We start from the raw sequence: 10922 nt of genomic DNA, 5'->3' as shown, positions 1-10922 counted from the left end.
TAATCGAAACAGACCAGAAATTAGCGGGTTGTGTGATCAGAGAGTCGCTGGATCAGGACCCCACACTGCGGAACCAGCGAATGATGGCTTCGCGATCTTCGGGTTCCATATAAGTGACGTTGGCCGGAGGCATGGCGTGGCTGACACCAGCCTGCAAGTAGATTTGCCTGGCGTTGCGGGCAATGTCGCCTTCGGTTTCAAGCAAAACGCCCTTCGGAGCCCATTGGATACCCTCCCAGACCGGTTCGCGCGCGTGGCACATAGAGCATCTTCCCAGAACGACGTCATGTGCCTCCTCAAAACCCTCTGCCGCGGCAAATTTCTGTTCATATCGCGTAAGGGGTTGCGCTTCGGCATCTTCCACAGGTTTGTACATCGGCGCAGTCGACAGCCACATGATCCCAATGAAAAGCAGCGCTGTGGCCAGCCATGTCCACGTCGGGTTTCCGGCGCGTGCGTGGCGCGTGTTGAAATAGTGCCGGATGGTAACGCCCATCAGGAAAACCAACGCCGCAATGATCCAGTTATATTGAGTCGCAAAGGCCAGCGGGTAATGGTTCGACAGCATCAGAAATACAACAGGAAGCGTCAGGTAGTTGTTGTGCGTCGACCGCAGCTTGGCGATCTTGCCGTATTTCGGGTCCGGCGTTCGGCCATTCTTCAGATCATCGACCACGATGCGCTGGTTGGGCATGATGATGAAGAACACATTCGCTGTCATGATCGTTGCGGTGAACGCCCCCAGATGCAGCATCATCGCGCGGCCCGTGAAAATCTGGTTGTATGCCCAGCCCATCGCCACCAGCAGCGCGAACAACAGCACCATCAGCAGGGTGGGACGCTGCCCCAGCTTGGATTTGCATAAAAAGTCATAGATCAGCCAACCCACAGTCAGCGAAGCCGCCGAAATCGCAATGCCCTGCCACAGCGCCAGATCGGCCTTTTGCGCATCAATCAGATACAGCTCTCCGCCGACCCAATAGACGATCATCAGCAGCGCCGCGCCGCTCAGCCAGGTGGCATAGCTTTCCCATTTGAACCAGGTCAGGTGATCGGGCATCCGCTCGGGCGCGACCAGATACTTCTGGATGTGATAGAAGCCGCCGCCATGTACCTGCCACTCCTCACCATCTGCCGGGCCTGAAATGTCGCGGTTCAGGCCAAGGTCCAGTGCGATGAAGTAAAAAGACGATCCGATCCAGGCAATGGCGGTGATCACGTGCAACCAGCGCACGGCGAATGCCATCCAATCCCAGAACACGGCAAATTCGAACATGTGGGGTCTCTCCGATTGGTTAGGGCCACACTAGGCAAACCGCTTTTTATTCGGTATTCCCGTATATTGCCAAACTGTATCAAAAAAAACGATAAGATGTCCTATCTCGACAATATTCGAACCTTCGTCCGCGTCTATGATTTAGGCAGTATGTCTGCAGCTGGTCGGGATTTGCGTATTTCCCCAGCGGTGACTTCGGCGCGGATATCGCAACTTGAAGATCACCTAGGCGTGCGCCTGTTCCAGCGCACCACACGCAACCTTTCCCCAACCGAGCAGGGCCGGGCGTTCTATCCAGGCGCAGTGGCCGTTCTTGACGCAGTGGATGAAGCCGAGGCGCAGGTGGTGCATCTGACCGAAGCACCGCGCGGGTCGCTTTTCGTTGCTGCTCCGTTAGGGGTGGGGCGGCGATTGTTGGCCCCGCATGTGCCTGATTTCCTGTCAGAATACCCCGAGATTGACGTTCGGCTGCGTTTAACGGATCGATCGGTTGACCTGACGACTGAAGGCTTGGATCTGGCGTTCTTTATTGGTCAGCCCGAAGACAGCACATTGCGTATCCGCAAGATCGCAGACTGCCCGCGTGTTCTGTGCGCCGCGCCGGAATATGTCTCTCGACGGGGGATGCCGCGCACCGGTGCTGATCTTGTTTCGGACAAACATGAATGCCTGAACCTGCGGTTTCCGGGCGCGACCGAGTTCCAGTGGCTGCTGGAAACGCAAGACGGTCCTCGGCGGTTTGCGGTTTCCGGACGGTTCGAATGCGACGATGGCGACGTTCTGACGGATTGGGCCTTGTCTGGGCAGGGTATTGCAATGAAACCGGTGTTCGAAGTCGCCGAACACCTGAAATCAGGTCAACTTGTTCCAGTTGCGGTCGAGACGCCCCCGGTCGCGGTGCAAATGGCCTGCCTGTACACGCATAGGCGCCATCAGGACCCGAAGGCACGTCTGTTTATGGATTTTATGATCGCGAGAATTGGTAAGATCGTCAACGCGTTGGGCGAAGGGGGTTGATTGGGGCTCCCGCCACTGTTCGCGCCCTTCGGGCGCTGCACAGCGTTGGGCCCGGCGCTGCGGCATGGCCGCAGCGTGGGAACGCCCTTGAGTTGCGGAACGCCTAGATCAGGAGAAACCGCGCCGTACCTGAAAGGTGCGGCGCCCGGCCCAACGGGAGGAACCCGGCAGGGTGATCGACGGGCGGGAGGGGCCCTGCGTTAACTGCCGCGATAGGTCGAATAGCCAAAAGGTGAAAGCAGCAGCGGTACGTGATAGTGCGCATCAGGATCTGACATGCCGAAACGTATTGGGATCTTGTCCAGAAACAGCGGATCTTCTGCCGATTGCCCCGTTGTGCGCAGATAATCGCCAGCGTCAAACACCAATTCGTATGTACCGATCGCAAAGGCGTCCTTTGGCAAAATGGGACTATCCGTTCGGCCATCAGCGTTTGTTGTCATCTGGGCGAGGATATGGCGCGCCTCACCCGCTACGCTGTAGAGCGTGATGTTCAACCCTTGGGCCGGACAGCCGCGCGCGGTGTCCAGAACGTGCGTTGTCAGATAGCCTGCCACGGCATTCTCCTGTGATCTGCAATTTGCTTTGCCACAGTCTGGCGCAAAGTTCTAAAATATGGAAATGCCAAAAGAACCGGAAACTGCGTTCGGATTAGTTTGATAATCATCCGGCTGTTTCTGGGCTATGGCTGAGGACAAACAAAAGAACGGACACCCATATGCAGCCCCCTCGTTATCCTCGCGACATGATCGGATACGGTTTGACACCGCCCGACGCTCAATGGCCCGACGGTGCCAAGATCGCGGTTCAAATCGTGCTGAATTACGAAGAAGGCGGGGAAAACAACATACTTCACGGCGATGCGGCCTCCGAAGCTTTTCTGTCTGAAATCGTCGGGGCCGCGCAATGGCCGGGTCAGCGGCATTGGAACATGGAGTCGATTTACGAATACGGCGCACGCGCCGGGTTCTGGCGGTTGCACCGGCTTATGAAAGACCTGCCAATTACGGTCTATGGTGTCGCGACCGCGCTGGCCCGGTCCCCAGACCAAGTTGATGCAATGAAGTCTGCGGGATGGGAGATCGCCAGCCACGGTCTGAAATGGGTTGAGCACAAGGATATGCCCGAAGCAGAGGAACGCGCCCAGATTACCGAAGCGATCCGCCTGCATACCGAAGTCGTCGGCCATCGTCCGCGCGGCTGGTACACGGGGCGCTGTTCCGAGAATACGGTTCGATTGGTCGCTGAAGAGGGCGGGTTTGACTATGTCGCTGACACCTATGCGGATGATCTTCCCTACTGGGTCAACGCAGGCGAAAGGGATCAGCTGATCGTTCCATATACCTTGGATTGCAACGACATGCGCTTTGCCACCCCACAGGGTTTTAACGCGGGCGACCAGTTTTATTCCTATCTCAAGGACAGTTTCGACGCGCTCTATGCCGAAGGCCAAGAGGGCGCGCCCAAGATGTTGTCAATCGGGCTGCATTGCAGGCTGATCGGGCGTCCCGGCCGGGTTATGGCGTTGAAACGGTTTCTAGACTATGCGCAGAGTTTTGAGGACGTATGGTTCGCCACCCGCTTGCAAATCGCACAGCATTGGGCCGCACATCACCCGCCGAGCCGCCATCGGAAACCGTCCCAGATGGACCACGCAACATTCGTCGGCACTTATGGCGGCATCTTTGAACATTCGGCCTGGATTGCCGAGCGCGCGTTCGAGCTAGAGCTTGGCCCGGCTAATGACACTGCGGGTGGATTGCACAATGCGCTGACGCGTATGTTCCGGTCTGCCTCGGATCACGAAAGACTTAGCGTTCTGACCGCGCACCCGGATTTGGCCGGCAAACTGGCGCAGGCGAAACGTCTGACACAGGAAAGCACGTCTGAACAGGCATCAGCCGGGTTGGATGCGTTGACAGACGCCGAGCGCGCGGCGTTTACGGACCTGAATACTCGTTACACCGAGAGGTTTGGGTTCCCTTTCATCATCGCGGTGCGGGATCACGACAAAGCCTCGATCCTGCAGGCGTTTCAGCGGCGGATTGAGCAGGATCGCGAAACGGAATTCCGCGAGGCCTGCCGTCAGGTTGAACGCATTGCCGAGTTTCGGCTGCGGGACATTCTTCCGTCATGATGCAGATCGTCGCCCGTCCGCTGACCGCTCAAGCCTTTGCGCCGTACGGAGACGTGATTGAGGCTGCGGGTCAGCCAGACAAAATCATAAACCAGGGACAATGCGGCCGTTTCCATGACCGTGCCCAGATGGATTTCGCTGACGGACGCGCGGGTATCAGCCTGTTTAACGCCAATCCGCGCGCTTTCCCCTATGTGTTGGATATGGTCGAGCGGCATCCCGAAGGCAGCCAAGCCTTTATACCGATGACACATCAACCGTTTCTGGTCGTGGTCGCACCAGATGCCAATGGAATGCCCGGCCAGCCCGTTGCCTTCCTGACGTCACCCGGTCAGGCCGTAAACTATCATAGGGGCACTTGGCATGGCGTTTTAACGCCGCTGCATGGTCCGGGCCTGTTCGCGGTTGTTGACCGCATCGGTGCCGGGGCGAACCTTGAAGAACACTGGTTCGACACGCCCTATGAAATTGTCGCCCGCTGACGTCGCCAATCAGCGGCCAACCATCAGTTGGGCGACATCCAGCATCCGGGCCGAGAAACCCCATTCGTTGTCGTACCAGCCAAAGACGCGGACCTGATGTTCGCCGATCTGCCGCGTCTCTGGGCCTGCGATGACAAGCGACTCGGGGCGGGTCCGCAAATCGGACGAAACCAAGGGCTCGTCCGTCCAACCCAGAACAGGAGATTGCGCAACGGCCTGACGCAGGTTGGCCTCGAACAAATCCGCAGACACTGGGTGTTCAAGCGTCACGATCAGGTCAACCGCCGAGACGCTGGCCGTGGGAACCCGCACCGCCGCGCCCGAGACGCGACCGGCCAGATGAGGCAAAACCTCGTCAATCAGGTGCATGGCACTGGTGGTGGTGGGAACCATCGAAAGTGCGCCCGCGCGAGATCGGGCCAGATCTCCGCGCGGTGCGTCCACCATTGGCTGGCTGTTCGTATAACAGTGGATGGTCGTCATGTGGCCCGATACCAGGCCACCGATCTCATCCAGAACCTTGACTAAAGGCGCCAGACCGTTCGTCGTGCACGAGGCGTTCGACACGATGCTCGCATCGCCCAGCTGGTCTTCGTTTGCGCCCAGTACAACGGTAACCTCGGTCGCCGGAGACGGGCCGGAAATCAGCACTCTCCCCGCACCCGCCGTCAGGCCCTGGCTGGCGACATCTGATGTGCGTGCAACGCCCGTGCAGTCCATCAGGACATCGACGCCGGTCAGATCCACACGAGACAAATCCGCACTGTGGGTCACTGGTATCGCCATCCCGTCGACGATCAATTCGTCAGCAGAGTGTTTAACATCGCCCGCATAGGGACCGAATGTGCTGTCGTATTTGAACAGGTAGGTGCAGGTTTCCAGCGGTGCAATGTCGTTGATCAGCACCAGTTGGATACCACTGTCCTGCGGCATGGCCAGAAGCTGCCGCAGGATCGTGCGGCCGATCCGGCCGAATCCGTTAATCGCAAGTTTCATGCGCAAGCTATGGCAGCGGGCTGCGCTGACCTCAATGCCCGTTTCGCCTTGGGGTCAGTTGCAACTGACCTGCGAAAAGAACTGGCCCGAGATATTCTGGTACATGCTGCCTCGGATGGGGGTGCACCCGGTGGCCTGCTGGATCGCTGCGATGGCCTGAAGGGTGCGCAGGCGCGGCGGCGGCCCAAAAGGGTTGAGGTTGTTGTTGTCCCGCGTCGCGCGATACACGACCGGAGCATCCGAGACCTGCGTGATCGCCCAGGTCCGGCTGAAGACCGAAACCGATTTGGTCGGTTCCTTGGCGACCACAGGGGTCGCGTTAATAGCCGTAAGGCCGATGACGGCGGCCAGCGCCAACATTGATCCACGCAGTACCATTGAACAATCTCCAGTGCTAAAAACTGCGGGTATTTCATCAGATTCAACCGGTCCTGTGAAGCCCCGAGCCCAAGAAACCCACCGGAAACTCAGCGTTTAGACAGGGTTAGGGGCATGTGACGGTTCACATCCTTGTAAAGAAGATAACGAAACCGCCCCGGTCCACCGGCATAACAGGCTTGCGGGCAGAAAGCGCGCAACCACATATAGTCGCCGGCTTCGACCTCGACCCAGTCCTGATTCAGCCGATAGACGGCTTTACCTTCAAGCACGTAAAGCCCGTGTTCCATCACATGGGTTTCGGCAAACGGGATCACGCCGCCCGGCTCGAACGTGACGATGTTGACATGCATGTCGTGGCGCAGGTCTTGCGGATCGGCGAAACGGGTTGTGGCCCAACGCCCCTCGGTGCCGGGCATCGGGGTTGGGGCGATGTCGCGTTCATTGGTGATGATCGGATCAGGGGCGGGCAGGCCGGGAACGGCTTCATAAACTTTGCGGATCCAGTGAAACCGGGCAGTATCTTTGCCGCGATTGTGCAGGGTCCATTCGGACCCGGCTGGGATATAAGCATAACCCCCTGTCTCCAACACATGAACATTGCCGTTCAGCGTCAGGGTTGCCGAGCCTTCGACCACAAACACTACGGCCTGTGCGTTCGGGTCGGTTTCGGGGCGGTCGCTGCCACCACCGGGCTGAACCTCCATGATATATTGCGAGAATGTTTCGGCAAAACCACTCAGCGGGCGGGACAGAACCCAAAGCCGGGTGTCCTGCCAAAAAGGCAGGTAACTGGTGACGATGTCACGCATCGTCCCTTTGGGGATCACCGCATAGGCGTCAGTAAACATGGCGCGGTCAGTCAAAAGCTGGTCTTGTCCGGGATGTCCGCCTGACGGCGCATAATAGGTGGGCTGTGCCATTTGATGCCTCTGGTTCAGGTTTCTCGCACTATGGGGGGATTAGACAGGCGCTTATAGCGGCGCGATCGCAATAGGTTTGTTCGGGAATATTTGAAGGTTGAAACCTCTTGGGGTTGGCCATGAGGGTTCACATGTCTATCCTTGAATGAAAGTGCATTTCAGAATTGTGAGGCCCCATGAATTCTCTTTTCTCTCTTACAGCAGCAGGCGCTGTGATAATTGGCCTCAGCGTTACTGCGCAGGCCAAGCCATTGTCGCGGATCATCGCAGAATCGGGGTTGAGCCCGGACGATTTCACACTGCTGACGGCCGCGGCAGACGGATTGTTTCAGGGCAGTACGCCACAGGTTGGCTCGGAAGCTACGTGGGCCAGCACGGAAACCGACGCAAAGGGTACCGTCACCGTGCGGGATGTCCGCGGCAATTGCGTGCATTTGCAGCACTTGATTGAACCGGCCAATACCGATCAGATACGTGAGGTCAGAACGCGACGTTGCCGCGACGCGGGCGGCAATTGGATTCTCACGCCTTAAAGAGCGCTAGTATCCGCGCGCCCGGTCCACTTCGTGCAACAAGGGCGCGCCACTGTTGAGGCGCTCGAAATTCTCGGCCACATCGCGCAGAGCGTCGCCCAGATGCCAGCCAGAAACGTGCGGGGTGATTGTTACACCCGGATGTGTCCACAAAGGGCTGTCTGCGGGTAAGGGTTCGGTTCGGGTGACGTCCAGAACGGCACGACCGGGCCTTCCCTGATCCAAAGCCGTGATCAACGCGGCCTCGTCAATCAAATCTCCGCGTCCTGCATTCAGCAACTGGCTGCCGGATTTCATGGCCGCCAGCATATCGGGTCCGAACAAGCCGACCGTTTGCGGGGTCGATGGCAGAATGGCACAGACATGGTCACATGCGGACAACAGATCGGGCAGGGCGTCCTCGCCATGCAGGCATGTGACACCGTCGATCTGCTTGGGTGAGCGGCTCCAGCCCATGACCTGAAACCCAACCGCGCGCAGCATCTTTGCGCTGCGGGCGCCGATATGACCCAAACCCAGCACTCCGACCACTGTGTCCGGCGAATAGAGCGGCGCCTTCGGGGACCATTCCGACCGGTCCTGCGCAGCCTCGTGAAAGGGCATGTTGCGCTGTTGACGCAGGATGTAGGCCACGAACCACTCGGCGATGCCTTGCGCAGGCGCGTCAGGTTTCAGGCGCGTAACACGCACATGGTCGGGCAGGTTGGGGTTGCCGACAATCGTTTCGACGCCTGCGCCCAGTTTTTGCACAAGCTGCAGATTGGGCAGGCGGGCAAGTTGATCATCGCTGAGTCCTGCCAATGCGATCATTGTAATGTCGCTGGGGTCTCCGATCGTGGCAGGGGTGCGTACGTCCAGACCGGGCTTCAGTGCCCGAACATCCCGCGCGATATCGCTGTCGCTCATCCAATCGGACAGACCTGTCTCTATCAACAATGCCATTTTAACTTCCCCCGAACAGTTTGATTGACTTGACGTCCCGTCCTAGCTGGACATCTTGACGGCAGCTAAGTCATTCTCGGGCCAAAGGTAAAGCCCGGTCACCGGGTCGGAGGAGGAAAACCCATGAACATGTCATTCGGCCTGCGTGATGAGAACGCTCAACTGTTACAACGTGTGGCAGACATGATCCGCGATGAGATCATGCCGCTGGAGGCAGAATATCACGCAGAGATCGGCAAAGGGGATCGTTGGCAATATACAGAACGTCAGTCCGAAATCCTTGAGGGCCTGAAGGCCAAGGCCAAGGCTGCGGGGCTTTGGAATTTCTGGCTGACCGACAGCGACAAAGGCTTTGGTCTTTCCACCGTGGAATACGCTTATTTCGCCGAAGAGATGGGCAAGACCCCTTTGGGCGCCGAAGTCTTCAACTGTTCCGCCCCAGATACCGGCAACATGGAGGTCTTCGAACGCTACGGAACCGAAAAGATGAAAGAGCAGTGGTTGAAACCGCTGCTCGAAGGTGAAATCCGCTCGGCCTATCTTATGACCGAACCGGATGTGGCCTCGTCGGATGCGACGAATGTGTCGATGTCTTGCGTGCGGGACGGCGATGACTATGTCCTGAACGGCGAAAAATGGTGGTCGTCGGGGGCCGGTGATCCGCGATGCAAGGTCTATATCGTGATGGTCAAAACCGCCGGGGAAGAGCAGCCTAAACACCAGCGGCAGTCGATGATCGTCGTGCCGGCCGACACACCGGGTGTCGAAATTCTGCGCCCGATGGAGGTCTATGGCCATGACGACGCGCCGCATGGGCATATGCATATCCGGTTCACCAACATGCGCGTTCCGGCTGAAAATATACTGTTGGGTGAGGGGCGTGGCTTCGAGATCGCTCAGGGTCGCCTTGGGCCGGGGCGTATTCACCATTGCATGCGCGCCATCGGGCAGGCCGAAAGCGCGCTGGATCAGATGTGCAAACGGTCCCTGCAACGCGAGGCGTTCGGTAAGAAGCTGGCCCAGCTTGGGGCGAATTTCGACATCATCGCCGAATGCAGGATGGAGATTGAGATGGCGCGCCTGCTGTGCCTCAAGGCTGCGTGGTATATGGATCAGGGCGATGTACGCGCGGCAGCACCGTGGATCAGCCAGATCAAGGTTGTGGCCCCGCGCGTAGCCTTAAAGGTGATTGACGAGGCGGTGCAGATGTTTGGTGCGCAGGGGATCAGTCAGGACACACCGCTTGCCACGGCCTGGACCCATGTGCGGACTTTGCGGTTGGCCGATGGGCCCGATGCGGTGCACCGCCGTCAGGTCGCGCGGGCTGAGCTGAAGAAACACACGCAGGAAAAAGTCTGAGCAAGGCCATGGTTTCCAATCCGGACGTGAGGGCGCAATCCTATTTCCACATTCGACCGGACGGTGCGTTTGTGGGTAACGACCCCGCGCGCGGCCCGTGGTCGGCCGTGCACTGTCATGCCGGGCCGGTCAGCGGGTTGGTCGTGCGTGCGGCGGAAACCGAAGTCGGGCCCGAGAAGATGTTGACCCGGCTGACGGTGGATTTATTGCGGCCATTGCCTTTGGCCGGATTGCGAGTCGCTGCCGAAACCACGCGCCATACAAAGACATTGGCGACAACGCGGGTGACCGTGCACGATTTGGATGACACGCTTTGCGCCGTTGCAACGACGATGCATCTGGTGCGCCGTGATCTTGGGCCAGTGCCAAACGTGACGATGCAGCCCCCTCGGTTGGATGATGCGGTCACGGGTCCTTTTCCGATTGGCGAAACACGTCACAATCTGCCGGGCTTCGCCAACCATTCGGACATTCTGTATCCCAAAGGCGGAAATCAGGCAGCCGGTCCAAAAACCGTTTGGATGCGCACGCCGCCGCTTTTGGCCGATGAGGCACAATCGCCGATACAGGCCCTGTGTCCGCTGGCAGACTGCGGGAATGGTATCTCGTGGAACGCGCCCACCACCGAGATGGGGTTCATGAACACCGACCTGACAGTGCAAGTTCACCGCGAGCCGGTCTCGGACTGGTTGGCGTCAGAGTCATTGTGCCATTGGCAACACTCGGGCATCGGGATGTCTCAGTCCGTACTTTATGACACAGAAGGTCCGGTCGCGACGGCGCTGCAAACGCTTGTCTTATTTCCGCCGGATTAAACAGTTGGCCGGATTCTGCGTGCTTTCTCAAAAGTGCGTTGTCGCTGCGGGGCCGAAACCCTAT

General features: G+C 58.5%; 12 protein-coding genes. 6 read left to right on the top strand and 6 right to left on the bottom strand.

The genetic code is table 11. The features are described from left to right. Window positions 1-52: 52 nt before the first annotated feature. Entirely contained in the window at window positions 53-1276 is a 1224-nt protein-coding gene (locus AC2TAD_RS04740) for a urate hydroxylase PuuD (protein ID WP_480866247.1), read from the bottom strand. A 96-nt stretch (window positions 1277-1372) separates the two neighbouring features. Between AC2TAD_RS04740 and AC2TAD_RS04735 the strand changes: the two genes are divergently transcribed. Further along, window positions 1373-2293 (top strand): LysR family transcriptional regulator, encoded by a 921-nt coding sequence (locus AC2TAD_RS04735; RefSeq protein WP_170354880.1) that lies wholly within the window; start codon window positions 1373-1375, stop codon window positions 2291-2293. 200 nt (window positions 2294-2493) lie between these two features. On the opposite strand, the gene uraH is transcribed toward AC2TAD_RS04735, so the two are convergent. Then, the gene (gene uraH, locus AC2TAD_RS04730; protein ID WP_170354881.1) at window positions 2494-2850 is read right to left on the bottom strand and encodes a hydroxyisourate hydrolase; all 357 of its coding nucleotides are present in this window, start codon (window positions 2848-2850) and stop codon (window positions 2494-2496) included. 161 nt (window positions 2851-3011) lie between these two features. On the opposite strand from uraH, the gene puuE reads away from it, so the two are divergent. Continuing rightward, window positions 3012-4430 carry an allantoinase PuuE gene (puuE, locus tag AC2TAD_RS04725; protein ID WP_480866244.1) on the top strand — a complete coding sequence of 473 codons (1419 nt, stop codon included), beginning with the start codon at window positions 3012-3014 and terminating at the stop codon, window positions 4428-4430. After that, window positions 4427-4912 (top strand): ureidoglycolate lyase, encoded by a 486-nt coding sequence (locus AC2TAD_RS04720; protein ID WP_480866242.1) that lies wholly within the window; start codon window positions 4427-4429, stop codon window positions 4910-4912. Before puuE ends, AC2TAD_RS04720 begins: the two co-directional genes overlap by 4 nt. 9 nt (window positions 4913-4921) lie before the next feature. Here AC2TAD_RS04720 and AC2TAD_RS04715 read toward each other — a convergent pair whose 3' ends face one another. The 3 genes from AC2TAD_RS04715 to AC2TAD_RS04705 all read right to left on the bottom strand — a co-directional run bounded on the left by AC2TAD_RS04715 (window position 4922) and on the right by AC2TAD_RS04705 (window position 7209). After that, window positions 4922-5908: a type I glyceraldehyde-3-phosphate dehydrogenase gene (locus tag AC2TAD_RS04715; protein WP_480866240.1), complete on the bottom strand. Its 987-nt coding sequence runs from the start codon at window positions 5906-5908 to the stop codon at window positions 4922-4924. Between the two features lie 54 nt (window positions 5909-5962). Beyond that, complete coding sequence (locus tag AC2TAD_RS04710; RefSeq protein WP_170354885.1) at window positions 5963-6286, bottom strand: hypothetical protein; 324 nt, start codon at window positions 6284-6286, stop codon at window positions 5963-5965. 89 nt (window positions 6287-6375) lie between these two features. Further along, on the bottom strand, window positions 6376-7209 hold the full coding sequence (locus AC2TAD_RS04705) for a bifunctional allantoicase/(S)-ureidoglycine aminohydrolase (RefSeq protein WP_480866238.1): 834 nt from the start codon (window positions 7207-7209) through the stop codon (window positions 6376-6378). A gap of 176 nt (window positions 7210-7385) precedes the next feature. On the opposite strand from AC2TAD_RS04705, the gene AC2TAD_RS04700 reads away from it, so the two are divergent. Then, the gene (locus AC2TAD_RS04700; RefSeq protein WP_170753687.1) at window positions 7386-7742 is read left to right on the top strand and encodes a hypothetical protein; all 357 of its coding nucleotides are present in this window, start codon (window positions 7386-7388) and stop codon (window positions 7740-7742) included. A 6-nt stretch (window positions 7743-7748) separates the two neighbouring features. Here AC2TAD_RS04700 and AC2TAD_RS04695 read toward each other — a convergent pair whose 3' ends face one another. Then, entirely contained in the window at window positions 7749-8684 is a 936-nt protein-coding gene (locus AC2TAD_RS04695) for a 2-hydroxyacid dehydrogenase (RefSeq protein WP_480866236.1), read from the bottom strand. 123 nt (window positions 8685-8807) lie between these two features. Here AC2TAD_RS04695 and AC2TAD_RS04690 point away from each other — a divergent pair, with 123 nt between their 5' ends. Together AC2TAD_RS04690 and AC2TAD_RS04685 are read left to right on the top strand one after the other, a co-directional pair. Then, window positions 8808-10043 carry an acyl-CoA dehydrogenase family protein gene (locus tag AC2TAD_RS04690; RefSeq protein ID WP_480866235.1) on the top strand — a complete coding sequence of 412 codons (1236 nt, stop codon included), beginning with the start codon at window positions 8808-8810 and terminating at the stop codon, window positions 10041-10043. An 8-nt stretch (window positions 10044-10051) separates the two neighbouring features. Continuing rightward, window positions 10052-10858, top strand: coding sequence for a thioesterase family protein (locus AC2TAD_RS04685; protein WP_480866233.1), 807 nt, complete (start codon window positions 10052-10054; stop codon window positions 10856-10858). The last annotated feature ends 64 nt before the right edge of the window (window positions 10859-10922 follow it).

Source organism: Ruegeria sp. HKCCD7628 (assembly GCF_057221005.1).
This window is presented reverse-complemented; position numbering and strand designations above follow the sequence as displayed.

Bases quoted from the DNA above. Each gene is read 5' to 3' on its own strand.
- AC2TAD_RS04740 (WP_480866247.1), bottom strand. From the start codon at position 1,276: ATGTTCGAATTTGCCGTGTTCTGGGATTGGATGGCATTCGCCGTGCGC.
- AC2TAD_RS04735 (WP_170354880.1), top strand. From the start codon at position 1,373: ATGTCCTATCTCGACAATATTCGAACCTTCGTCCGCGTCTATGATTTA.
- puuE (WP_480866244.1), top strand. From the start codon at position 3,012: ATGCAGCCCCCTCGTTATCCTCGCGACATGATCGGATACGGTTTGACA.
- AC2TAD_RS04720 (WP_480866242.1), top strand. From the start codon at position 4,427: ATGATGCAGATCGTCGCCCGTCCGCTGACCGCTCAAGCCTTTGCGCCG.
- AC2TAD_RS04715 (WP_480866240.1), bottom strand. From the start codon at position 5,908: ATGAAACTTGCGATTAACGGATTCGGCCGGATCGGCCGCACGATCCTG.
- AC2TAD_RS04710 (WP_170354885.1), bottom strand. From the start codon at position 6,286: ATGGTACTGCGTGGATCAATGTTGGCGCTGGCCGCCGTCATCGGCCTT.
- AC2TAD_RS04705 (WP_480866238.1), bottom strand. From the start codon at position 7,209: ATGGCACAGCCCACCTATTATGCGCCGTCAGGCGGACATCCCGGACAA.
- AC2TAD_RS04700 (WP_170753687.1), top strand. From the start codon at position 7,386: ATGAATTCTCTTTTCTCTCTTACAGCAGCAGGCGCTGTGATAATTGGC.
- AC2TAD_RS04695 (WP_480866236.1), bottom strand. From the start codon at position 8,684: ATGGCATTGTTGATAGAGACAGGTCTGTCCGATTGGATGAGCGACAGC.
- AC2TAD_RS04690 (WP_480866235.1), top strand. From the start codon at position 8,808: ATGAACATGTCATTCGGCCTGCGTGATGAGAACGCTCAACTGTTACAA.
- AC2TAD_RS04685 (WP_480866233.1), top strand. From the start codon at position 10,052: ATGGTTTCCAATCCGGACGTGAGGGCGCAATCCTATTTCCACATTCGA.